The 23243-nt window shown below is 73.8% G+C and carries 14 protein-coding genes; 9 read left to right on the top strand and 5 right to left on the bottom strand.

Translation table 11 applies throughout. From position 1 onward, the window contains the following. The first annotated feature begins 12 nt into the window (after window positions 1-12). The 6 genes from WA788_RS08415 (at window position 13) to WA788_RS08390 (ending at window position 6430) form a co-directional block, all read left to right on the top strand. A complete protein-coding gene (locus tag WA788_RS08415) occupies window positions 13-1263 on the top strand; it encodes a cysteine desulfurase (protein WP_435129808.1) in 1251 nt (416 codons plus the stop codon). A gap of 13 nt (window positions 1264-1276) precedes the next feature. Beyond that, complete coding sequence (sufU, locus tag WA788_RS08410; protein WP_335973447.1) at window positions 1277-1732, top strand: Fe-S cluster assembly sulfur transfer protein SufU; 456 nt, start codon at window positions 1277-1279, stop codon at window positions 1730-1732. After that, entirely contained in the window at window positions 1729-2088 is a 360-nt protein-coding gene (locus WA788_RS08405) for a metal-sulfur cluster assembly factor (protein ID WP_335973444.1), read from the top strand. Before sufU ends, WA788_RS08405 begins: the two co-directional genes overlap by 4 nt. A gap of 287 nt (window positions 2089-2375) precedes the next feature. After that, a complete protein-coding gene (locus WA788_RS08400) occupies window positions 2376-3107 on the top strand; it encodes a DUF4232 domain-containing protein (protein WP_335973440.1) in 732 nt (243 codons plus the stop codon). A 188-nt stretch (window positions 3108-3295) separates the two neighbouring features. Then, entirely contained in the window at window positions 3296-4969 is a 1674-nt protein-coding gene (locus WA788_RS08395; protein WP_335973434.1) for an MGH1-like glycoside hydrolase domain-containing protein, read from the top strand. Between the two features lie 138 nt (window positions 4970-5107). Continuing rightward, window positions 5108-6430 carry a ricin-type beta-trefoil lectin domain protein gene (locus WA788_RS08390; RefSeq protein WP_335973430.1) on the top strand — a complete coding sequence of 441 codons (1323 nt, stop codon included), beginning with the start codon at window positions 5108-5110 and terminating at the stop codon, window positions 6428-6430. A 121-nt stretch (window positions 6431-6551) separates the two neighbouring features. Here WA788_RS08390 and WA788_RS08385 read toward each other — a convergent pair whose 3' ends face one another. From WA788_RS08385 to WA788_RS08375, 3 genes are all read right to left on the bottom strand, one after another. Beyond that, window positions 6552-10730, bottom strand: coding sequence for a carboxypeptidase regulatory-like domain-containing protein (locus tag WA788_RS08385; protein WP_335973429.1), 4179 nt, complete (start codon window positions 10728-10730; stop codon window positions 6552-6554). Between the two features lie 460 nt (window positions 10731-11190). Then, window positions 11191-12183 (bottom strand): hypothetical protein, encoded by a 993-nt coding sequence (locus WA788_RS08380; protein WP_335973425.1) that lies wholly within the window; start codon window positions 12181-12183, stop codon window positions 11191-11193. Between the two features lie 240 nt (window positions 12184-12423). Then, window positions 12424-14115, bottom strand: coding sequence for an MFS transporter (locus WA788_RS08375; RefSeq protein ID WP_335973423.1), 1692 nt, complete (start codon window positions 14113-14115; stop codon window positions 12424-12426). Window positions 14116-14455: 340 nt separating this feature from the next. Here WA788_RS08375 and WA788_RS08370 point away from each other — a divergent pair, with 340 nt between their 5' ends. Both WA788_RS08370 and WA788_RS08365 read left to right on the top strand, forming a co-directional pair. Next, the gene (locus tag WA788_RS08370) at window positions 14456-16411 is read left to right on the top strand and encodes a protein kinase domain-containing protein (protein ID WP_335973420.1); all 1956 of its coding nucleotides are present in this window, start codon (window positions 14456-14458) and stop codon (window positions 16409-16411) included. 138 nt (window positions 16412-16549) lie between these two features. Then, window positions 16550-18409: a DUF2264 domain-containing protein gene (locus tag WA788_RS08365; RefSeq protein WP_335973416.1), complete on the top strand. Its 1860-nt coding sequence runs from the start codon at window positions 16550-16552 to the stop codon at window positions 18407-18409. A gap of 90 nt (window positions 18410-18499) precedes the next feature. On the opposite strand, the gene WA788_RS08360 is transcribed toward WA788_RS08365, so the two are convergent. Beyond that, on the bottom strand, window positions 18500-19777 hold the full coding sequence (locus WA788_RS08360; protein ID WP_335973411.1) for an MFS transporter: 1278 nt from the start codon (window positions 19775-19777) through the stop codon (window positions 18500-18502). Between the two features lie 116 nt (window positions 19778-19893). Here WA788_RS08360 and WA788_RS08355 point away from each other — a divergent pair, with 116 nt between their 5' ends. After that, window positions 19894-20793, top strand: coding sequence for a LysR family transcriptional regulator (locus WA788_RS08355; protein ID WP_335973408.1), 900 nt, complete (start codon window positions 19894-19896; stop codon window positions 20791-20793). A 21-nt stretch (window positions 20794-20814) separates the two neighbouring features. Here WA788_RS08355 and WA788_RS08350 read toward each other — a convergent pair whose 3' ends face one another. Continuing rightward, window positions 20815-22992 (bottom strand): alpha-L-rhamnosidase-related protein, encoded by a 2178-nt coding sequence (locus WA788_RS08350; RefSeq protein ID WP_335973407.1) that lies wholly within the window; start codon window positions 22990-22992, stop codon window positions 20815-20817. Window positions 22993-23243 lie beyond the last annotated feature (251 nt).

Here is a 23243-nt window from a genome sequence, read left to right as displayed (position 1 = left end):
TCGATCGGCAGGGTGCCGGCCGGCCTCCTCGACACCGAGGCGATCCGCAAGGACTTCCCGATCCTGGACCGCCAGGTCCATGACGGCCGCCGCCTGGTCTACCTCGACAACGCGGCCACCTCGCAGAAGCCCCGCCAGGTGCTGGACGCCCTCAGCGCCTACTACGAGCAGTCCAACGCCAATGTGCACCGCGGCGTCCACGTGCTCGCCGAGGAGGCCACCGCGCTGTACGAGGGTGCCCGCGACAAGATCGCCGCCTTCGTCAACGCACCCAGCCGCGACGAGGTGATCTTCACCAAGAACGCCTCGGAGTCGCTGAACCTCGTGGCGAACATGCTCGGCTGGGCCGACGAGCCCTACCGCGTGGACAGCGACACCGAGATCGTCATCACGGAGATGGAGCACCACTCCAACATCGTGCCGTGGCAGCTGCTGTCGCAGCGCACCGGCGCGAAGCTGAAGTGGTTCGGCCTCACCGACGACGGCCGGCTGGACCTGTCGGACATCGAGCAGGTCATCACCGAGAAGACGAAGATCGTCTCCTTCGTGCTGGTCTCCAACATCCTCGGCACCGTGAACCCGGTCGAGGCGATCGTCCGCCGCGCCCAGCAGGTCGGCGCGCTGGTCCTGATCGACGCCTCGCAGGCCGCCCCGCACATGCCGCTGGACGTCCAGGCGCTCGGCGCGGACTTCGTCGCCTTCACCGGCCACAAGATGCTCGGCCCGACCGGCATCGGCGTGCTGTGGGGCCGCCAGGAGCTGCTGGAGGACCTGCCGCCCTTCCTCGGCGGCGGCGAGATGATCGAGACCGTCTCGATGCACTCCTCCACCTACGCGCCCGCGCCGCACAAGTTCGAGGCCGGCACCCCGCCGATCGCGCAGGCGGTGGGCCTGGGCGCGGCGGTGGACTACCTCAACGCCCTCGGCATGGAGAACGTCGCCGCCCACGAGCACGCGATCACCGAGTACGCGCTCGCCCGGCTGCGGGAGGTGCCGGACCTGCGGATCATCGGCCCGACCACGGGCGAGGACCGCGGGGCCTCGATCTCCTTCACGCTCGGCGACATCCACCCGCACGACGTCGGCCAGGTTCTGGACGAGCAGGGCATCGCGGTCCGGGTCGGCCACCACTGCGCCCGCCCGGTGTGCCTGCGGTACGGAATTCCTGCGACCACCCGGGCGTCGTTCTATCTGTACTCCACCCCGGCCGAGGTCGACGCCCTGGTCGAGGGTCTGGAGCAGGTCCGGAACTTCTTCGGCTGATGGCGGTGCTGCTGTGAAACTCGACTCGATGTACCAGGACGTGATCCTGGACCACTACAAGCACCCGCACGGCCGCGGCCTGCGCGACGGCCAGGCGGAGGTGCACCACGTCAACCCCACCTGCGGGGACGAGGTCACCTTGCGGGTGCGGCTGGACGGCTCCGTGATCGGGGACATCTCGTACGAGGGGCAGGGCTGCTCGATCAGCCAGGCCAGTGCCTCCGTGCTCAACGAACTGCTGGTCGGCAAGGAGATCACCGAGGCGCAGAAGATCCAGGAGACCTTCCTGGAGCTGATGCAGTCGCGCGGCCGGATCGAGCCGGACGACGCGATGGAGGAGGTGCTGGAGGACGCGGTCGCGTTCGCCGGCGTCTCCAAGTACCCGGCGCGCGTGAAGTGCGCCCTGCTGAGCTGGATGGCATGGAAGGACGCCACCGCCCAAGCGCTGGCTGAAGGGAAGCCCGCATGACCGACAACGCTGTGTCCCCCGCGGTGCCCAACGGCCTGAGCACCACCCCGGCCTCCGAGGAGGAGGTGCGCGAGGCGCTCTACGACGTCGTCGACCCCGAACTGGGGATCGACGTGGTCAACCTCGGCCTGATCTACGGCATCCACATCGACGACACCAACGTCGCCACGCTCGACATGACGCTCACCTCGGCGGCCTGCCCGCTGACCGACGTCATCGAGGAGCAGGCGACCACCGCGACCGAGGGCATCGTCCGCGAACTGAAGATCAACTGGGTCTGGATGCCGCCGTGGGGCCCGGACAAGATCACGGACGACGGCCGCGAGCAGCTGCGCGCGCTGGGCTTCAACGTCTGACGGACCCGCTGGGTCCCCGGCTGCCACGACGGGCGGCCACCGCGTACGGACGCGGTGGCCGCCCGTCGCCGATGGCGTTGCCGGTGCCGAGGCCGCCGGGTGCTGCCGGTGGTGCCGGTCGGACGGTATGCGTGGCGTTCGTCGGAGGAATGTCGCGGCGGGTGACCCGTTGTGTCCCTGCGGCGTAACAGGACCCGGACGGCTGCTGACATGGCGAATCTGTGGGTACACGATCAGCACAGAGGCACACACGAGCCTCAGTGACCGCACAGGAAAGGGCAAGGGCCATGCGCACCAGGACCGTCAGGACCGGAACCCTCGTCGTCATGCTCGCCACCGCCGGCCTCGCGCTCGCGGCCTGCGGGCCCGACGACAGCAACGCGTCCGACTCCTCCTCGGCCTCGTCCTCCGCCACCGCCTCGGCGCCGTCCGGGACGGCCACCGTGCCCAACGACGACTCGGCGGACGGCACCGCGAACCCGGCCACCACCGGCGGCGGCACCGGCACGAGTGGCAGCGGCGGCACGAGCGGGTCGAGCGGTTCGAGCGGCGGCAGCGGTACGGGCGGCGCCACCGCGTCGGCCGGCACCACCGTGGCCGGCTGCGCCACCAGCCAGCTCAAGGCGACCACCGCGAACTTCTCCAACGGCGCCGGCAGCACCGGTTTCCAGATCGTCTTCCAGAACACCGGCTCCTCGCCCTGCACCCTGTCCGGCTACCCCGGGGTGTCCTTCGTGAAGTCCGGCGGCGCCCAGCTCGGCAAGGCCGCCCAGCGCACCGCCGACACCCCCGCCACCCGGGTCACCCTGATCCCGAACGCGCACGCCTACGCCGACGTCGTCACCGTCAACGGCCAGGCGGGCTACTCCGCCGCCCAGTGCGACCTGACCTCCGTGCCGGCCCTGCGGGTCTACCCGCCCAACCAGAAGGCGTCGCTGGACCTGCCCTGGAACAAGCAGGAGTGCGTCGGCTCCTCGGTCCAGAACCTGCGGGTCGGGCCGGTGCACAGCAACAAGTAGCCGGCGCGGCCGGGGCCCGGCCGCCGGGCCCTGGGTGCGCAGCGGTGCTGCCGGACCCCTTGGCGGGTGTCAACGCGGGCTGCTAGCTTCCACGGTGACACTTTGACAACGTTGCCAACACTGGTCACGTTCCGGCACGCCGACCGGGCGCCGCTGCCGCGCACCCGGAGGCGAGAGGAGTGGACGCCATGGAGCCGGGTACGTCGGCGCGGGAACCGGGACGCGGAGCGCCGCCCGAGGCGGCGCACCCCACCAGACGCGGCGTTCTGGGCACGGCCGGCACCGGGGTGGTGGCGGGCGCGCTCGCCGCGGCCGGCCTCGGCGGCCTCGGCACCGTGCAGGCGCACGCCGACTCCCCGGCGCGCGGCGGCACTTCGGCCGGCAGCGGCGGCGGGCGGATCGGGTACACCCTGCCGGAGGTGGCCTTCGGCGACACCGCGACCCAGCAACTGCTGGGCACCGCCTACGAGTCGGCGCTGACCGACCTGTTCGGCATCAACACCGCCTACGCCGACCCGGCCACCTATGACGCCGCCGGGCTGGTGACCTATCCCAGCGGGTCGTTCGTGCGGGCCGGCGGCGGCTACCCCTCGCCGCAGCGGTGGACGCGCGACGCGGCGGTCAACGCCTGGAACGCGACGAGCCTGCTCGCGCCGGTGATCGGCCGCAACACGCTGTGGGCCGTGGTGGACCGCGGCGACGACGGCCTGGTGGTGCAGCAGGACAACCAGTGGTGGGACCAGGTGGTCTGGGTGCTCGGCGCCTGGCACCACTACCTGGTCACCGGTGACCGGGAGTTCCTCGCCGACGCCTACCGCACGGCCGCAGGCACGCTCGCGATCCGCCGGGCGAAGAACTTCGACACCGCCCTCGGCCTCTACCGGGGCCCGTCGTTCATGAACGACGGCATCGCCGGCTACCCGGCCCCGCCGTGGACCGCCGGCGTCGACTCCTCGTTCGTGCTGGACTACCCGCACACCGACGAGTTGATGTGCCTGTCCACCAACTGCCTCTACTACGGCGCCCACCGCGCGGCCGGCGACATGGCGCAGGCGCTCGGGCACCCCTCCGAGGCCGCCGCGCACCGGGCTGCCGCAGGGGCCGTACGGGCCGCGATCGACACGCACCTGTGGCGCGCGGACGCGGGCACGTACGGGTACTTCGTGCACGGCGCGGACGCGCTGTCGGGCCGGCTGGACACCTCCCAGGAGGGCGCGGGCCTGGCGTTCGCGGTGCTGCTGGGGGTGGCCGACGCCGCCCGGGCGGCGCAGGTGGTGGCCGGCGCGCACTGGCAGCCGCACGGCATCGTGAACGTGTGGCCGCACTTCGACCGGTTCACCGATGCCAAACCCGGCCGCCACAACGTCACCGTCTGGCCGATGGTCCACTCGATGTTCGGGCACGCCGCCGCCGTCGCCGGGCAGGTGGACCTCTTCGCCCGGGCCGTGCGGGAACTGGCCGCCCTCGTGCAGGGCAGCGGCAACAGCTTCTACGAGCTGTACGACTCGAACTCCGGTGCCGTGGACGGCGGTTGGCAGACCGGCGGGGACGGCACCCAGAGCCACTTCACCTCGCAGCCGGACCAGGCGTGGTCGGCGACCGGCTACCTGCGGATGATCCTCGCCGGGCTGTTCGGGGTGGACTGCACCGAGCAGGGCCTGCGCCTTTCGCCGACGCTGCCGGCCGGCTGGGGACCGGCCACGCTGCGCGGGCTGCCGTACCGCGCGGCGACCGTGGACGTGGTGCTCAAGGGCGCCGGCGCCCGGGTGCGCGCCTGCACGGTGGACGGCCGCCGCGCCGCGCCGCTGCTGCCGGCCGGCGCCACCGGGCACCACACGGTGGAGATCACCCTCGGCGGCTGACGGCCGCCCACCCTTCTCCCGCGCACCGGGTGCCCGACGTGCCCCGGTGCGCGGCGAGCTCAGCCGCACACAGCACAGCACGCAAGCGTGCAGGTCCTCGGAGCCGCGGCACCGCGGCTCCCCACGGTTGGAGGTGGCATGGGAACTTCTCAGGAGAACGGAAGGGCGGCGGCCGGGTACCGGCGGGTGTGGATGCCCGCCGGTATCGCCGCGGCCCTGGCGGCGACGGCGGTGTTCCTCGCGCCCGCCGCGTTCGCCGGCACGTCGGCGACGCCGTCGGCGGGGCGGGCGGTGGCCGCGGCGGCGGGCACCGCGGGACTGGACTACGTGTCGATGGGCAGCTCGTTCGCCGCGGGGCCGGGCATCCCGCCGACCCAGACCAGCACCGGCGCGTCGGCCTGCGCCCGATCGCAGAACAACTACGCGAGCGTGGTGGCGCGGGACATCGGCGCGAACCTCACCGACGTCTCGTGCAGCGGGGCGACCACGGCGAACGTGCTCACCACCGACCAGGCCGGGCAGCCGCCGCAGGTCGACGCGGTCACCAGCGCCACCAAGCTCGTCACCGTCACCATCGGCGGCAACGACGTGGACTACCTGGGCAGCATCGACGCCTACTCCTGCCAGACCAGCGGCGGTTCGAACTGCGGCAGCGTCGACCAGGCGTCCATCGACTCGACCTTCGGGGTGCTGGCCGGGCGGCTGGAGAACGTGGTCACCGCCATCCACGCCACCGCGCCGCAGGCGAAGGTGCTCTTCGTCAACTACTTCACCATCCTGCCGGACTCCGGGGTGTGCACCGGGGTGCCGCTCACCTCCGACCAGGCCGCCTACGAGCGCAGCATCGCGACCCGGCTCGCCGCCGCGACGGCGACCGCCGCCTCGGCGACCGGCGCCACGCTGGTGGACCTGGCCGCCGCCAGCCACGGCCACGACGCGTGCGCCTCCGTGCCGTGGGTGGAGACGTACACGCCCGCGGCCGGCCGTTCGCAGTACCACCCGAACGAGGCGGGGATGAACGGGGCGGCCGCGCTGGTGGAGTCCGCGCTCGCCGCCGCCGGCCAGACTGTCACCGGCCCGGTCGACGCCGGCATCGCGGGCAAGTGCCTGGATGTCGCCAACTCCGGTACGGCCAACGGCACGCATGTGCAGCTGTGGGGCTGCAACGGCACCGGCGCGCAGAAGTGGACGGCCGTGCCCGGCGCGGGCGGCACGCTGCGCGCGCTCGGCGGCTGCCTGGACGTGAGCGGCAGCGGCACCGCCGCCGGCACGCTGGTGCAGCTGTGGCAGTGCAACGGCACCGGCGCACAGCGCTGGCTGCCCGGCGCGAACGGCTCGCTGGTCAACCCGGAGTCCGGGCGCTGCCTGGACGACCCGAACGCCACGACGGCCGACGGCACCCAGTTGCAGATCTGGGACTGCAACGGCACGGCCGCGCAGAGCTGGACCCTGCCGAGCTGACGTCGATCTGACATCCGGTCAACTCATGTCGGCCCAGCGCTGACGAAAGGGGCCGGGGGCGGGTACCGCGAGAACTCGCGGCACCCGCCCCCGGCCTTCTACCGAATCAGCGGCGGTCTGCTCAGTCCTTCAGCAGCGCGAAGTCCGCCGTCGTGGTGGCGCCCTTCTTGATCTTCACGGTGGTCACGGTCGGCTGGTAGCCGTCCTTGGCCACGATCAGCTGGAGCGGGTTGTTGCGCACGTCGAGCCAGAGCGCGTACGTCCCGTCCTTGGCGGTCTTCAGGGTGTAGTGCGTCGCCCAGGTGTCGATCTGGACGGTCGCCCCGGCCAGCGGGCCGCCGCCGGAGGCGGTGACGGTGCCGGCGATCTTCCCCCAGGTGGCCGGGGGCTTGACGGTGAAGGCGACACCGATCGGCGCGAGCCGGTAGGGGGTGTCGGTGGTGAGGCTCAACGAGGCGGTGTAGACGCCGGGTTGGGTGATCTCCGGTGCCGACGCGTCGAGCGTGACGGTGAGGTTCGCGCTCGCGCCCGGCGCCACCGTCAGGGTGTCGGTGCTCTCCGACAGCCAGGTGACGTCCGAGGAGCCGGTCTGGTCGTACCCGGGCAGCACCTCGGCGGTGCCGTCGGGGGTGCTGCCGACCAGGCCGCCGACGGCGTAGAAGCCGGCCGAGCCGCCGCCGCGGTAGAGCGAGGAGTTGGCGTTGGGCAGCGCGGTCCAGGAGTCCGCGCTCGGGTCGTACGCCCAGGTCTGGTTGGTCAGTGCCGCGCTGTCGTTGACGGCGCCGCCCTCGACCAGCAGCAGGCCGTTGGCCGCCGCGTAGGAGGAGCCCCACGCGTCGGTGGGCTGGTCGGCGATCGGCGACCAGGAGTCCGTCGCCGGGTCGTAGACGTAGGCGGAGCTGATGCTGCCGGCGTCGGTGGTGCCGCCGGAGCAGTACAGCTTGCCCGCGATGCCGCCGCAGGACTCCCAGGACACCGGGATCGGGTAGGACGCGGCCGTCGACCAGGAGTCGCTGGACGGGTCGTACACGGTCACGTCGCTCTCGCCGCAGGCGGTGGCGGTGCAGCCGCCGACCGAGTACAGCTTGCCGTCGAGCACCGCCGTGCCCGAACCGGCGTACGGCTTAGGAGAGTTAGCGCCGGTGGACCAGGTGTTGGAGGCGATGTCGTAGATATCCAGCTTGGCGTCCGGGTCACCGGTGGGGCCCCAGCCGCCGGCGGCGTAGAGCTTGCCGTCGATGATGCCGTGCGCGGGCGACTCGCGGGTGTCGGCGGCCGGGGCCAGCTTCGTCCACGCGCCGCTGTCCGCGCTGTAGGCGTACAGGTCGCTGGTGTCGGCGGCGCCGGTGAAGCCGAACGCCGAGTAGACGGTGCCCTGCCAGGTGTCGACGGTGTTGTCGCCGGTGGCCACCGGGAGGTCGGGGACCGGCTGCCAGGCGTCGCCGGCCGCACCCTGCGCCGCGGTCGCCTTGGCGGAGTCGGTCGTCTTGCCCGAACCGGCCTTGTCCGCACCGGGCTTGGCCGCGGAGCCGGAGTGCTTCGCGAGCGCCAGCGGCGAGTAGTCGCCCTTGATCAGGTTGAGCGGGGCGCCCGCGGCCTGCACGGTGGCGCCGCCGGGGGTCTCGCCCAGCGTGACGGTGGCCGGCGCGCTGCCGGTGTTCTTCACGGTGACCTTCTGCGTGGCGCTCGCGCCCCACGCCGCGGTCTTGGCGATCGAGGCCGGGGTGACGCTCAACTGCCCGGCCTTGAGGGTCAGATCGCGGTCCACCGAGCCGTTGGAGGGGACGTTGGCGGTGGCGGTGGCCGAGGTGTAGTGCGAGGCGGCCGCCGTCAGCGGGTGCTTGCCGGTCTTGTGCGAGAACAGCCAGTAGAAGCCGTCGCCGACGTTCGGGTCGTCCGGCGTGGCCACGGTGGTGGTGTGGTCGTCGGGGGCGTCGCCGCTGGTGACGGTGGCGCCGTTGACACCGCTGCCGGTGTTGGCGTCGGTGACGTTGCCGACCACGATGCCGCCGGCCACCGGGTCGTAGCTGCGCTGGCCGATGAAGACGTTGTCCAGCTCCCACCAGTAGGCCCAGCTGCCGGTGTAGTGGAAGCGCACCTGGACACCGCTCTTGCCGGCGTAGTCGGCCAGGGACACCTCGATGTGGCCGTTGGCGGCGGTGGTGGTCTTGTGCCACACGTTGGACCAGGTGCTGCCGCCGTCGGTGGTGACGTCCACGTCGGCCACGGAGTTGCTGTACGACTTGTAGTCGGTGTCGAAGGCCAGCAGCGGGCCGGTGGCCGTGCTGAAGTCCTGGGGCGGCGAGACCAGCGAGGTGTCCTGGCTGTTGGCCTGGCCGAGGTGGTCGCTGTCGACGATGGCGAAGTTGCCGTCACCGCCGGTGGCGTTGGTGCGGCCGCCCTCGTTGGCGAACGACCAGCCGCCCACGGTGCCGTCGGCCTTGGTGACGGTCCAGCCGTCCGGCGGGCCGTCGGTCGAGGTGAAGGGCTCGGTCGAGCCGCTCAGCGAGACGGAGTAGCCCGGCGCGTCGGTGGAGGAGGGGTCGACCGGCACCGACACGTTCGCGGTCAGGTCGGAGGTGCCCACCGTGACCGTCTTGTCCACGGCCTTGTAACCGGGGTAGTCCGCGGTGATGTGCAGGGTGTAGCTGCTGTTCTGCGGCAGCGTCAGCGAGAAGTCGCCGGTGGTCGGGTCGGTGAAGACCGGGCCGCCGGGCACCCCGGCCGCGGTGATCTTCGCGTAGAGCGGCCAGCCGTGGCCGGAGCCGTCGGTGACCTTGCCGGAGACGGTCTGCTGCGGCACCGCGTCCAGCGCGAAGGACTGGGTGACGGTGCCCCCGTCGTCGAGCTGCACGCTGCTCGCCGAGCCGGTCGAGTAGCCGTAGGCGGCGGCCGTCAGGTCGTAGGAGCCCGGCGGGATGTCGAGCTTGTAGGTGCCGTCCGCGCCCGAAGTGGCGCTGTGGTCACCGGCCTTGACGGTGGCGCCGGAGATCGGGTCGCCGGTGGCGTGGTCGGTGACCTTGCCGGTGATCACGCCGTGCGGGCCGCTGCGGAAGGCGTCCAGGCCGTTGGGCGTGCCGAGCCCGGTCGGGCCGTCGTAGCCGGCGCCGGCGGTGCACAGCGCGGCCGGGGAGCAGCTGCCGTTGTTGCCGCTGGTCACGTCGTTGAGCGCGCCGGTCTGGGCGTAGGGGTAGGCGTTGGGGTACGTGTCGGCCGCGGGGGTACCGGCCGACGCGTAGACGCCCGCGATGATCGGGGACGACGCGCTGGTGCCGCCGTACACCGACCAGCCGCCGCCGCCGTAGGTCTGGTAGACCGAGACGCCGGTCTCCGGGTCGGCGACCGCGGAGACGTCGGCGACCGTGCGGTTGGCGCACGCGGTGTCGGTCTGGAAGGCGGGCTTGGGCTCGTAGACCGAGCAGCCCGAGCCCGGGCCGCCGTAGGCGTTGTGCCACACCGACTCGGACCAGCCGCGGGTGGTGCCGGTGTCCTTGGCCAGCGCGGTGCCGCCGACGGAGGTGACGTACTGCGAGGCGGCGGGGTAGCTCACCCCGTAGTCGCCGTCGCCGGAGGAGGCCACGACCGCCACGCCCGGGTGGTTGTAGTACGGGTCCATCGACGTCAACTCGGACGGGTCCTCACCGCTGCCCGGTGAGGAGTCGTAGCCGGTGCCGTAGGAGTTGGAGACGTACTTCGCGCCGAGGGCGACCGCCTCGTCCACCGCGGCGCCCAGGTCCTCGAAGTTCGCCGAGTCCGCCTCGACGAGCAGGATGTGGGCGTTCGGCGCGACAGCGGAGACCATGTCGATGTCGAGGGAGATCTCGCCGGCCCAGCCCGAGTCGGGGGAGGGCAGGTCGTCGGTGTTGCCGCGCTGGCTGACCTTGGTGAAGCAGCCGCTGTCCACGGTGCACGCCGGCAGCCCGAACTGGTCGCGGTAGACGGCCAGGTCGGCCGCGGCGTTCGGGTCGTCGTACGCGTCGACGATCGCGACGGTCTGGCCCGCGCCGCCGTCGGCGGGCAGGGCGTAGGCGCTTTGCAGGTCGCCCGGGCCGAAGCCGGCCGGGGTGGTGGCGAAGGGCTGGACGCCCTTCTTGGCGGAGACATCGGTGCGCCGCAGCGCGAAGCAGGAGAACGCGCCGGGCTTCGCGGTGCCGCACGAGTGGACCACGTCGGTGTGGGACTTGGTGGCCGTCGGCGCGGCCGATGCCGTTGCCGCCAGGGGCACTTGGAGCCCCAGCGCGGCGAGCGCGGCAGTGGTGAGCGCGGCGAGGGCGCCGCGTCTGAGGGACGGTATGCGCAAGGTGGATCTCCTTGGGCGTGACCTGGTGCCGGGACCTGCCCGGCTGCGGCCCGATCGGACCGCTGGCGTATACCTGTGCCTCACCGACCCCTTATGAATCCTTTACGCGTTGACGGATACCTGACATCGTTGCCATGCGTCGGAGCGTCGCATTCACGCCATCCGGCGCACCGGGCCCACACGGCACCCCCACCCCAACCATGGTGAATCATCACGTTACTCACACCGACCGGCCTCTTGACGCGGGGAGTTCACGGAGGTCGGGCGGGCGGGGCAGCGCGGTGAGCTGGGTGGTTCCGCTTCGCGCCCGGCGGGGGCGGTGTGCCGGGCCGGGGGCGAGGCGCACGGGGGCGCGTGGCGGCGGCGGGATGCGCGGGCGAGTTCCGGCCGGATTGGGGCGCGGGGGCGGCGCGAGCGCGGGAGCGCGGGTTCCGCTTACGGTGCCGGCGGGTGCCGCGGCTCAGTCCAGCCAGCCGTTGCGGGCCGCGTGCCAGACCAGTTGGATGCGGTTGTCGACGCCCGCGGCGCGCTGCATCGCCGCGATCCGCCGCTGCACCGTGCGGATCGCCACGCCCAGCGAGCGGGCCATCGCCGCGTCGGTGCTGCCCATGACGAGCATCGCGAGGATGCGCTGCTGGAGACCGCCGCCCTCGGAGCCGGGCCGGGCGAGCGGCACCGCGCCGGACCAGACGCCCTCGAAGAGCGCCACCAGCGCGTCGAGCAACCCGCTCGCGCCGACCACCAGCATCACCGGCTCGGCGGGCGCGGCGCCCGCCCCGAGCGGCACCAGCGCCACCGAGCGGTCGGCGACGCACATCGGGACCGGCAGCCGGTCGGCGGCGCGGACCTCCGCGTCCGGCGGCAGCCCGTCGAGCGCGTCCGGCGCGCCGTCCGGCTGCCGCGCCACGACCGCGCGCTCCACGACGACCTGGCGCCGCACGGCGGGGACGCCGGAGCCGACCGCGCGGAAGAAGCCCGCCCCGCCGGCCCAGTGCGCCCGGCCCGCCGCTGGGCCCGGCCGCCCGTGCGGCTCCACCTCGGGCGGCTGCGCGCCGCCGGGTGCGAAGACCAGCAACTCCGCCCGGGCGCCGCGCAGTACGGCGTCCAACCGGGTGCGGACCGCCTCGGCGCCCTGCACGGCCTGGACCGCCTCCTCCAGGCGGTGGTGGCCCTCGTGCACCTGCTGGTACTCCACCGTGAGCCGGTCGAACAGCTCCCGGCCGCGCAGCAGTTGCTCCTGCGCGCGGGTCAGCAGCGGCAGCAGCCCCTCGTGCGGCGGCCGCGGGTACCAGCGGCCGTCCGGGTCCAGCCGGGCCAGCCCGCGGACCGCCAGCTCCCCGCACGCGGCCCGCGCGGCCTCCGCCGACAGCCCGGCCTGCCGGGCCAGTTCGGCGACCGCCATCCCCCTGGTCGCCACCAGCAGCGGATAGACCCGGTCCGCGGGCGCGCTCAATCCGATTGCTTCAAACGGACGTTCGGCCATGATCATCAACTGTAGCCCCGTTCACCGGCGGAACGCCCGGTTCCGCCGATCGGAGCGGGCCGCCGCGCCCGAGCCTGCGGCGGGTCCACCAGGCCGCGTACGCAAGGCCGTTCACCGGTGACGGACAGTGTCCGCGGCGGCGGACGGTGTCCGCAGGGCCGGACCGGCGCCGGGCCGCGGCGGGCGTGCGGGCCCGCCGCGGCCGCCGGTTCAGCTCCGTTCCGCCGCCAGCGCCGCCAACTCCCGGGCCACGGCCTGCTCGTGCGCCTCGGCGTCCTCGCGGGCCCGCTTCGGGCGCCACCGCCCGGTCATCACGAACACGAACGGCAGGAACAGCACCTGCCCGCCGACGCAGATCCACCACCAGTCGCGCCACTGACCGGGGCCGTCGGCGGACGCCTTCTTCACCCGGGCGCCGTAGGCGTCGAGCACCGCGAGCTGCGGCTTCGCCCGCGCCACCACGGCCAGATCCGCCGGTCCGACCTCCTGCACGGCTTGGGCGGTCAGCGCCGCGGGCGCCTTGCCCGCGGGGTACCTGCCGAGTTCGGCGAAGAGCCGCGGGTGCCGCTGCACGATCGCCAGCGCGGGCGCGGCGGACCGGGAGGCCGCGCTGACCTGCGGGCCGTGCTCGACCAGCGGCGTCACCGACGTGACCAGCACCGGGATGAAGGCCGTGGAGACCGCCACCACGACCCGGACCGTCCAGCCCCACACCGCGAGGCCGGCCGCGGTCGCCGCCGGGTCGCGCTTCTCGACGGTCTCGGTGAAGCCCGCCATCCACGGCCCGTACGCGATGCCGCTGAACACGCCGATGCCCACGAACAGCCAGGCGAAGGTGGAGTATCCGGTGTCCGGGTGGGTGGCGCGGGTGGCGAAGAGCGCGGTGCACACGATCGACCCGAGCGCGCCGGCCACCATGAACGGCTTGCGGACCCGCAGCCGGTCCGACAGCAGCCCGACGGCGACCAGCGCGATCGCGTTCGCCGCCCAGTACCAGTTCGCCAGCGCGTTGGCGCGCTGCTCGCCGTAGCCGAAGGTGGTCGCGAAGTAGACCACGAAGTTGCCGACGGCCGCGTAGTACAGCAGCAGGAACAGCGCGATGGCCAGTGCCGAGCCCGCGACGTCCGGCCGCAGCACGCGCCGCCACTCGCCGCGCCGGGCCGCCGGTGCGACGCCCTTCGCACGCGCCTCCACCAGCGCGCGGTCCCGCAGGCTGACCATCACCTGGTCCCGGACGGCGGGGTCCAGTTCGCGCAGGGCCACCAGCGCGACCGCGAACACCGCGAAGCCCGCGATCGCCGAGTAGCGCAGCTCGTCCTGCCAACTCGAGCTGTCCAGCGTGTGGCTGGTGACCATGGTGACCACGAGGCTGCCGACCACCGGGCCCATCGTCCAGGACCCCATCGCCGTCGCCCGCCCCAACTGCGGGGAGAAGTCCCTGATCAGCGCGGGTGTGGCCACCAGGACGACGCCCTCGACCAGGCTGACCAGGGCGAAGAGCACCAGGTAGGCGGTCTTGCCGCCCGCGTGCGGCAGCCCGAAGAACACCAGCGCCGAGGCGGCCAGCAGCCCGTAGACCACCATGTTCGCCCGGCCCCAGCGGTCGGCGAGCCCGGCGAGCAGCGACGCGAACGCGCCGACGGCGTTGCCGACCACCGAGACCCACACGAAGTAGCGGTAGGTCATCCCGAAGTGCGTGATGATGGAGGTGGCCACGGCGTACTGCACGTAGAGCATGTAGTAGAGCACGACCGTGGTGAGCACCACGATCGCCAGGCAGCCGAGCCGGCGGGCCGTGGGCGGGTAGCCGGGCAGGTCGCGCCGGTAGAGCCGGGCGAGCGCGCCGGGCGCGCCCGGCGCGCCGGGTCTGCCGGCGTCGAACGAGGTCGGGGTGGCGGACATACGTCTCCTCCTGGGGTGCTGGACCCGGGGCACGCGCGGGCGGGGCGGGCGGTGCGGGCGGTGCGTCAGGGCGGGGCGGGGCATGTCGGGGCGTGGCGCAGGGCGCACGGGGCGTCGCGCGTCGCGGACGGCACGGTATGGACCGCGGGTCGCGGGTCGCGGCCGAGGTTGCGGTGAGGGTAGTACCGACCGGTCGGTATGCCTAGGGGGTGCGCGGTGGCAGGCGAAGGTTGCCGGTGGCGGCGGGGACGGTGCGGGGTTTGTGCGGGTGTCGTCACAAGCCCGGTGGGCGGCGGTGCGCTGATGGCGGGGGCCGGGCGGACTCGGATACCGTGCGCGCATGGGTGCGCAAGGGGGGACGGGTGAGCCGCGCGGCGTGGATCTCGGCGGGAGCGGTGCGGCGCCGCTGACGTCGGAGGACCCGCGGCGGATCGGGCCGTACCCGCTGGTGGGCCTGCTCGGTGTGGGCGGGATGGGCCGGGTGTACCTGGGGGTGGCGGAGGGGCGGTACGCCGCGGTGAAGCGGGTGCTGCCGGTGCTGGCCCAGGACGCGGACTTCCTGCGGCACTTCCGGCACGAACTGGACAACCTGGCGCGGCTGCCCGAGGGCGTGAGCGTGCCGCTGCTGGAGACCGGGCGCACCGAGAACCCGCCGTGGTTCGCCACCGCCTACATCCCCGGCCTGACGCTGACGGAGGCGGTACGGCTGCACGAAGGGCCGCTGCCCCGGGAGGCGTTGTGGTACCTGCTGCGTGAACTGGCCGCCCGGCTCAAGACGTTGCACGCGCTGGACATGCTGCACCGGGACGTGAAGCCGTCGAACGTGATGGTCACGGCCGACGGGCTGTTCCTGATCGACTTCGGTATCGCGCGCGCGGCCGACCAGAGCCGGCTGACGCGGACCGGGATGGTGATCGGCACCCCCGAGTACATGTCCCCTGAACAGGCGGCGGGCAAGGGCGGGTTGACCGGTGCGGCGGACGTGTTCGCGCTGGGCAGCCTGCTGTACTTCGCGGGCACCGGCGAGACGCCGTTCGGCAAGGGCTCCGGCCTCGAGGTGCTCTACCGCATCGTGCACAACGAACCGGACTTCGACGCGCTGCGCGAGGTCGATCCGGACCTGGCCGACATCGTCGCCGACTGCCTCGACAAGTCCCCGGCCACCCGGCCGTCCGCGGCGGACCTGCTGGAGCGCTGCGCTCGGGGCCCGGAGGACGCCGGTCCGGCCTGGCCGGCGGCCATCGCCGAACTGCTGGAGCGGCGGGCCGCGTTCGCCGCGGACGTGCCCGCGCCCGACGAACTGACCGCTGCCACGGTGGACCTGAAGTCCGCGGGTGCGGAGAGCGCGGAGAGCGCGGAGCGTGCGGGGGCGGCGGCGGGTGCGGCCGGTGCGGGGGCCGCCGCCGGAGCGGGCGGCGCGGCCGGAAAACCGCCTGCCGCCGAAGTCGCGCCGGTCGGCAGCCGTTCCCCGGAGGCGGCAGCCAAGTCCGCGCCGGAAAAGCGGCGTTCGCGCACGCTGCTGCTGGCGGTGCCCATCGTCCTTGCGGCGGGCGGCATGACGGCCGTCAGTCTGCTGCCGCACGTCTTCTCCAGCACCGACGGGAAGTCGTCCGACCCGCCCTCGGTCGTCCTGACCTCCGGCTCCACGTCCGCCTCCGCCTCGCCGTCGTCCACGACGCCCCGCCGCTCGCCGTCCGGGTCGCCCTCGACGCACTCCTCCGGCAAGGGCAAGGCGTCGGGCTCGGGCGGCACGAAGGCGGGATCGGGATCAGGGTCGGGGTCCGGCTTGTCCGGCGGGAGCGGCGGTTCGTCCTCCGGCGGTTCCAACGGCGGTTCGTCCTCCGGCGGCTCGTCCGGTGGCTCCAGCGGGGGGAGCGGGGGCACCAAGATCGGCTCGGCGGGCACGTACCGCGTCAAGGAGGCGTCCGACGGCACCTGCCTCGTCCAGGACACCAGCAGCGGCGCCCCCAGCACCTACGCGAAGAGCGGCGCCTGCTCCTCGTCGAACGCCTACGCCGAGTGGACCTTCAAGCCCGTCTCGGGCAGCACCTTCGAGGTGGTCAACAAGGGCAGCGGCGCCTGCCTCACCGCCTTCATGCAGAGCGGCTGGACCAACATGGACACCTGCGGCTCGAAGTCCGGCCAGGTCTGGCGGATCGGCAGCACCGTGTCCGGCGGCAGCACGCTGGAGAGCACCACCTACGGCCAGTGCGTGGAGCTGGACACCGCCAGCTCGGCGAAGGTGGCGGGGTGCAACGCCGGGAACTCCGCGCAGCTGTGGAAGTACGCAGGATAGGCGCCCCGGCACAACACCGGCCTCCCACCGGCCCGTTCCCTCTCCCGCTCGCTGCGGCCGCCTGCCGCGGGCGTTGACGCGCGCCGACCGCAGTTGCGAAAATTATCGCAACTTCACTGTCCGGGGAGGCATGACCCGATGAACACCGGGATCGGCGGCGGCGCGCGGGCTCGCGCGGACCTTCAGGCGTACGTCGGGGAGATGGCCGCGGCGCTGGTGCCGTACGCGAGCCCGCACGGGGCGCGGATCAGGCCGGGGCTCAACCTCACGCACCACGACGACGCCGCCGCGGACCTGGAGGGGTACGCCCGGCCGCTGTGGGGGCTGGCCCCGCTGGCCGCGGGCGGCGGCGACTTCGCGCACTGGGAGCTGTGGGCGAGCGGGCTGGCCGCCGGCACGGACCCCGAACACCCCGAGTACTGGGGCGACATCGGCCACTTCGACCAGCGCCAGGTGGAGACCGCCGCGATCGGCTTCGCCCTCGCGCTGGCCCCCGAGCGCTTCTGGGACCCGCTCGACGGCAAGGCGCGCGACCGGGTCGGCCGCTGGCTGGCCGCCTCCCTGCACCGCTCCACCCCGCCGAACAACTGGAACTTCTTCCCGGTCATGGTCGGCCTCGGCCTGGACCGGGTCGGCTTCGCCCACGACCGCGACGCGCGCCGCACCCGGCTGGACACCCTGGAGTCGTACGACCTCGGCGACGGCTGGTACGCCGACGGCGACACCCCCCAGCGCGACTACTACGTCCCCTGGGCCATGCACTTCTACGGCCTGGTCTACGCGGCGCTCGCCGGGGCGGAGGACCCGGCCAGGGCCGAGCGCTTCCGGGAGCGCGCGGCCCTCTTCGCCGCGGACTTCCGGCACTGGTTCGCCGACGACGGCGCCGCGCTGCCCTTCGGCCGCAGCCTCACCTACCGCTTCGCGCAGGGCGCGTTCTGGGGCGCGCTGCCCTACGCCGGGGTGGACGCGCTGCCCTACAGCGAGGTACGGGGCCTGCTGCTGCGGCACCTGCGGTGGTGGCGGGCCCGGCACGAGCAGATCGCGCCCGACGGGGTGCTGTCGATCGGGTACGGCTACCCGCAGCCGCTGATGGCCGAGCAGTACAACGGGCCCGGGTCGCCGTACTGGGCGATGAAGGCCTTCCTGCCGCTGGCGCTGCCGGCCGGGCACGCGTTCTGGGCCGCGGAGGAGGAGCCGCATCCGGCCGCACGGCCCACCACGGAAACACCCGACCCCGAAGCACCCGCCGCCGAACTGCCCTCCGCCGTACCGGAGCCGGCCGGCCGCACCGTGTCCGTGCAGCCGCACGCCGGGGTCGTCCTGATGCGCTCCGGCGGCGACGTGACCGCGCTCAGCGGGCTCCAGCACGGCAGGTGGGCGCGGGCCGGCGTCGCGAAGTACGCCAAGTTCGCCTACTCCACCCGCTTCGGCTTCAGCGTCCCCGCCGGGGAGAGCGGCCTGCTGCACGGCGCGTACGACTCGGTGCTCGCGGTCAGCGACGACGGCCCGCAGGAGGAGCCCGTGCACTTCCGGGTCCGCGAGGTGAGCGAGGACCCGCACACCACGCCCGACGGCACCGTGCGCAGCACCTGGCACCCCTGGCCCGACGTCGAGATCACCACCTGGCTGACCGCGGCGGCGCCCTGGCACCTGCGGACCCACCGCATCCGCACCGCCCGGCCGCTGCTGACCGCCGAGGGCGGCTTCGCCGTCGACCGCCACGGCGGCCCGGCCCGGTCCGAGGGCGCGCCGGGCAGCGCGCTCGCGGTGTCCGCGGCCGGCGACCTCAGCGGACTGCGCGACATCGGCGACGGCGCCGCCCGTACGGGTGAGGTCCTGAACGTGCTCCCCGGCACCAACCTGCTGGCCCGGCGCACCGCGCTGCCCACCCTCACCGTCCGGCTGGCACCGGGCGAGCACTGGCTGCGCTGCGCGGTGCTCGGCGCGTCCCCCGCCGACGCCGCTTCCTGGGACACCCCGCCGGACCCGGCCCACTGAACCGGTCCACCGACCGGCCCACCGACCGGCCCCGGTTCCCTGGACACCGCCGAACGCGGGCGGCACCGGAAGGCCCGCCCGCGGGGGGTGTCACCGCCGGGCGGGGGCGCCGGTCGCGGCGCGGCGGCCGAGCAGCGCCACCGCGGCGAGCATGAGCAGCAGGACCGCGGTGAACCAGGTCATCGCCGTGGTGGTGCTGACGTCGAGGGTCGCGACACCGACGCCGAGGGCGGGCACGCTGAGCCCGACGTAGGAGATGAGGAACAGCCCGGCCAGGGCCTCGCTGCGCTCGGCGGGTGCGGCCGCGGCGGCGACGGCCCCGACCGCGGCCTTGAAGAGCACACCGGCGCCGATGCCGGACAGGATGCCGCCGGCCAGGAAGCCCGGCAGGCTCGCGGTGCGCATCCCGGTCAGCAGCACCACCAGGCCGACGGCCTCGGCGGCCAGGCCGAGGCGGCGCTTGGCGGCGGTGCTCAGCGGACCGGCGAGGGTCTGCGCGACGGCCGCGGCACCGAACACGGCGAACACGATCGCCCCGGCCAGCAGCCGGGAGGGGTGGTGCAGCGTGCCCGCGACGAAGCTGGCCGCGATGGAGGTGAACAGGCCGAAGACCGCGAAGGAGGCGAACCCGGCGGCGGCCGCGGCGATGTAGGAGGGCCGGTCGCCGTGGTCGGCGCTGATCCGCTGCGGCCGGTAGGCGGGACGGACCGGCTGTGCCTCGACGGTCTCCGGGGTGAGGGCGACGCCGACCGCGCTGAGCGCGAGGAGGACGGCGAAGACCAGGAAGGGCACCCGCAGCGGCGCGCCCACGTACTGCGCCAGGATGCCGCCCACCAGCGGGCCGACCCCGAGACCGCCGATGTTGGCGGCCGTCGAGACCAGTTCGAAGCGCTGGCCCGACGCGCCCGGGCGGTGCGCGGTGTGCAGGTCGTGCAGGTGCGCGGTGGCCGTGGCGGTGAGCATGCCGACACCGAGCCCGGTGACCAGCCGCCCGGCCAGCAGCAGCGGCAGCGACGAGCCGGACAGGAACAGCAGCGCGGCCGCGGTCTCCAGGCCCAGCGCGGGCAGCAGGATCTTCTTGCGGCCGACCCGGTCCGAGAGGTGCCCGGCCAGCACCAGGCTGATCACGACGCCCACGGCGAACGTGCCGTAGACGACCGTCACCGTGAAGGTCGAGAACCCGTCGCGGGCCGCGTACAGGGGGTAGAGCGGGGTGGGCAGGGCGGAGAACGCCATCCCGGTGAGGAACGCGAACGCGATCAGCCAGAACCCGGAGCCGTGGCGGCGGCGGTGGGTGGCCGCCGGGAGGACGGGGTCGGCGGGCGCGAGGGCGGTGCGCGGGGTGAGTCCGAGGAGCGGCGAGGTCATGGCGGCGCGTCCGTTCTGGATGGGGAAGGAAGCACCCCCAGATTCCGTCCGCACCGATCATCACGTCAAACGAAAGTTATTGACACCGACGATCAAATGAAGAGATGGTTGCGCCCATGGATCTGCGGCAGCTGGAGTACTTCGTGGCGGTCGTCGAGGAGGGCAACTACACGCGGGCGGCGGCGCGCCTGCACGTGGTGCAGTCCGCGGTCTCGGCGTCGATCAAAAGGCTGGAGCGCGAGCTGGGCGCGCAGCTTTTGGACCGCAACTCCAAGCGGGTGCTGCTCACCGACGCCGGGGCGGCCCTGCTGCCCCGGGCCCGGGTGGTGCTGGACTCCGCCCGCGACGCCGCCGACGCGGTGGCCGAGGTGCACGGCGGGCTGCGCGGCACCCTGCGGCTGGGCACCATGACCTCGGTGGAGCTCATCGACCTCCCGACGCTGCTGGGTGAGTACCACCGCCGGCACCCCGGGGTGCTGTTGCAGATCAGCGCCGCCACCTCCGGGTCGAGGGGGCTGGTCGACGCCCTGCGGGAGCGGCGTCTCGACCTGGCCTTCGTGGCGCTGCCGGGCGCGCGCCCGGCCGACGTGGAACTGACCGGGCTGGCCTCCTCGGTGCTGGACCTGGTGGTGCCGGCCGACCACCCGCTGGCCGGCCGCGGCAGCGTGGCCGTCACCGAACTGGCCGGCCTTGACTTCATCGACTCGCCGCTCGGCTTCGGCACCCGCAGCGTCACCGACGCCGCCTTCACCGCCGCCGCGGTGCCGCGCACGGTCGCCATCGAGATCCCCGACATCGCGACCGGCGCGGCGTACGTCCGCCAGGGCCTGGGCATCGCCTTCCTGCCGCGGTTCGTGCTCGGCCGCGCCGAGGGCCTGGCGCGGCTCACCGTCACCGGGGTGGACCTGCGCTGGCCGCTGTCGCTGGCCGTCCCCACCGACCGGGCGCCCAGCGGCGCCGCCCGGGCGATGATCGCGCTGACCCGCGACTTCGTCCGACCGCAAGGCGCGCCGTGACGGGCGCGCCGCGGCAGGAGGTCAGGCGGGGCGGACGGTGATCTCGCGGGTGCCGGCGGGCAGCCCGGTGAGGACGACCCGGCCGTCCTCCGCCCGGGCGGCTTGGGCGTACGCCCGGCCGTCGGCCCACGCGGTGGCGCCGTCGACCCTGACGGTGTACCCGCCGGTGGCCGGTACGGGGACGGCGACCTCCGCGACCGCGCGGCGCGGGGCGGAGACGGTGAGGTCGAACGTGCCGTGGCCGCGGTCGTGCCAGGACACCGCGATCACCCCGGCGGGGGTGGTCAACTGCCCTTCCGCGCGGCCGAGTCCGCCCGGGTGCGGGGCGATCCGGTAGCCGGCGGCCGAGCCGTCCGCGGCGGGTGCGATGCCCAGCAGCCAGAACGTCAGCGCCGAGGTCGGGCCGGTGGACCAGCCGTGCGCGGCGCTCATGTAGGAGCCGGAGTAGTCCGAGCTGCCGTCGGTGCGGTAGCCCTCCCAGAACGTACTGGCCGTGCCCTGGGGCGCGTCGAGCATGTAGCCCCACTCGCGGCGGATCAGGTCCAGCGCGGTGGCGGCGCGACCCGCCGCGAAGTGCGCGTGCACCTCCATGCCGCCGGGGAAAGGGTGGACCGCCTCGGCGCTCTTCTCCGGGCTGAGCGCCCCGACCGGCGTCCAGCGCGCGCCGAGCGCGGTGCTCACCGCGGCCGCCCGGTCCGCGTCCGGCACCAGGCCGAACCACACCGCCAGCGCGTTCCCGTCCTGCGGGTGGAGGGCGGAGCCCGGCTTGTCGCGGTAGAGACCGGCGCCGCTGTCCCAGTAACCGGCCGCCTCCACCGCGGACTTGAGCGCGGCGGCGCGGGCGGCGCTGTCCTCGGCGGTCGCGGTGTCGCCCGCGGCGCGGGCGAGCGGACCGGCGGTGGCCAGCGCCCGGTACATGATGGCGTTGGCCTCGATGTTCTTGCCGTCGGAGTCGGTGCGCGCCCAGTCGGCGGCGGCCGTGACGTCCAGCAGCCCGTCGCTGTCGATCTTGCCGGTGATGTAGTCCAGCGCGGCCTTGTACCGGGGGTAGATCCCGGTGGTCCACGCGGTGTCACCGGTGTACTGGAGGTAGGCGGCGGTGCCGATCAGCGTCCACAGGTGGTAGGCGTCGGAGTTGCCGATGAAGTCGACGGCAGGGCCCGCGTAGGGGAGGGCGCCGCTGTCGGCCTGGTGGTTGTAGAGCGTCTGGAGGGAGTCGCGGACCGTGCGCATGTCGCCGAGGGAGACGTAGTCGGTGAGCACCGAGATGCCGAGGTCGCCGGGCCACACGGTGCGGTCGCGCTTGGCGCCGTCCACGAGCACGGTCTGCCCGGCCTCGCCGATCCGCGCGCCGTTGTTCCAGCCGACGGCGGGCGGTCCCCAGACCCGGCCCTGGTCGTTGGCCACGATGTTGGTCTGCACCGTGTAGGCGCCCGCGTACCAGACGCGGGTCAGCAGGTCGTCGTCGCAGGAGAAGTAGTTGGGGTAGGCGCGCAGGTCCGCCGCATTGGGCGCGAAGGTGATCTCCACCTGGACGCCGGTGAGTTCGACGGTGCCGCCGGACTGGTTGACGACCGTCAGGTAGCGGAAGCCGCCGCGCAGCTGGCTCGCCGGGTCGGTCGCGTCGGTGCCGGCGACGGGCACGTCGGTCGCGGTGCTGATCCGGCCGGACGGCGCGGCCGGATAGACCACCGGGGGCTCGTCGTTGCTGCCGCCGTTGGAGCCGTCGCTCGACGCGGTACTGACGTACGTCGACAACTCGCTGTAGGTCAGGCCGAGTTGCTGGCTGGCGTCGGTGCCGGCGCCCACGGCGAGGGTGACGTAGCCGCCGACCTCCCTGCCGAAGTCGAGGGTGACCGACGCGCCCGCGCCGCGCAGCCGGGCGGCGGCACCGCGCTTGCGCAGCAGGCCGCCGGCGCCGCTGACGCTGCCCGTGGTGGCGTACACGGCGACGGGGGTGAGGGTGCGGCCGGCGGGGGAGAGGTTGAAGGCGTCCCACCGCCCGCTCGGGGCGGGGCGCGCGCCGGATGCCGCCGCGAGGGGCACGGTGCCCTCGGGAGCCGGCGCGGCGGCCGGTGCGGGCGCGGCGGCCTGGGCCGGTATCCCGCGCAGCGCCGCCGCGGCGACCACCGAGGCGGCCCCCGCGCGAAGGACGTTCCGCCGCTTCGGCCCTGGACCCGGTTCCGTGCTGTGCGACATGGCTCGCTCCTTGTCGAAGCGCCGGCGTGGCGCCGGCGGTCTCGGACACGCTCGGCAACCGCCTTCGGCGCAGCGGGGATTGAAATGTTTCAGCTCTGACCGGTGGACACGCTATCCACGGCTCACCGGTGCGGCAACCGTCGTGCGGGGACCGGTTTTCGGCCGGGGCGCGGCGAAGGTACCGGTCGTATGCGGGCAGAACGGCTGTTCACGGTCGGCTTCCGGTCGGCTTCGGCGTGGGCCGGTACGGC

Origin of the sequence: Streptomyces sp. CA2R106 (genome assembly GCF_037034245.1) — a bacterium.
Classification (GTDB): domain Bacteria; phylum Actinomycetota; class Actinomycetes; order Streptomycetales; family Streptomycetaceae; genus Actinacidiphila.
This window is presented reverse-complemented; position numbering and strand designations above follow the sequence as displayed.

What these genes read in the sequence shown, in the direction of transcription:
- WA788_RS08395 (WP_335973434.1), top strand. Translation starts at nt 3,296, where the DNA reads ATGGAGCCGGGTACGTCGGCGCGGGAACCGGGACGCGGAGCGCCGCCC.
- WA788_RS08350 (WP_335973407.1), bottom strand. Translation starts at nt 22,992, where the DNA reads ATGTCGCACAGCACGGAACCGGGTCCAGGGCCGAAGCGGCGGAACGTC.
- WA788_RS08370 (WP_335973420.1), top strand. Translation starts at nt 14,456, where the DNA reads ATGGGTGCGCAAGGGGGGACGGGTGAGCCGCGCGGCGTGGATCTCGGC.
- WA788_RS08355 (WP_335973408.1), top strand. Translation starts at nt 19,894, where the DNA reads ATGGATCTGCGGCAGCTGGAGTACTTCGTGGCGGTCGTCGAGGAGGGC.
- WA788_RS08390 (WP_335973430.1), top strand. Translation starts at nt 5,108, where the DNA reads ATGGGAACTTCTCAGGAGAACGGAAGGGCGGCGGCCGGGTACCGGCGG.
- WA788_RS08400 (WP_335973440.1), top strand. Translation starts at nt 2,376, where the DNA reads ATGCGCACCAGGACCGTCAGGACCGGAACCCTCGTCGTCATGCTCGCC.
- WA788_RS08360 (WP_335973411.1), bottom strand. Translation starts at nt 19,777, where the DNA reads ATGACCTCGCCGCTCCTCGGACTCACCCCGCGCACCGCCCTCGCGCCC.
- WA788_RS08375 (WP_335973423.1), bottom strand. Translation starts at nt 14,115, where the DNA reads ATGTCCGCCACCCCGACCTCGTTCGACGCCGGCAGACCCGGCGCGCCG.
- WA788_RS08365 (WP_335973416.1), top strand. Translation starts at nt 16,550, where the DNA reads ATGAACACCGGGATCGGCGGCGGCGCGCGGGCTCGCGCGGACCTTCAG.
- WA788_RS08405 (WP_335973444.1), top strand. Translation starts at nt 1,729, where the DNA reads ATGACCGACAACGCTGTGTCCCCCGCGGTGCCCAACGGCCTGAGCACC.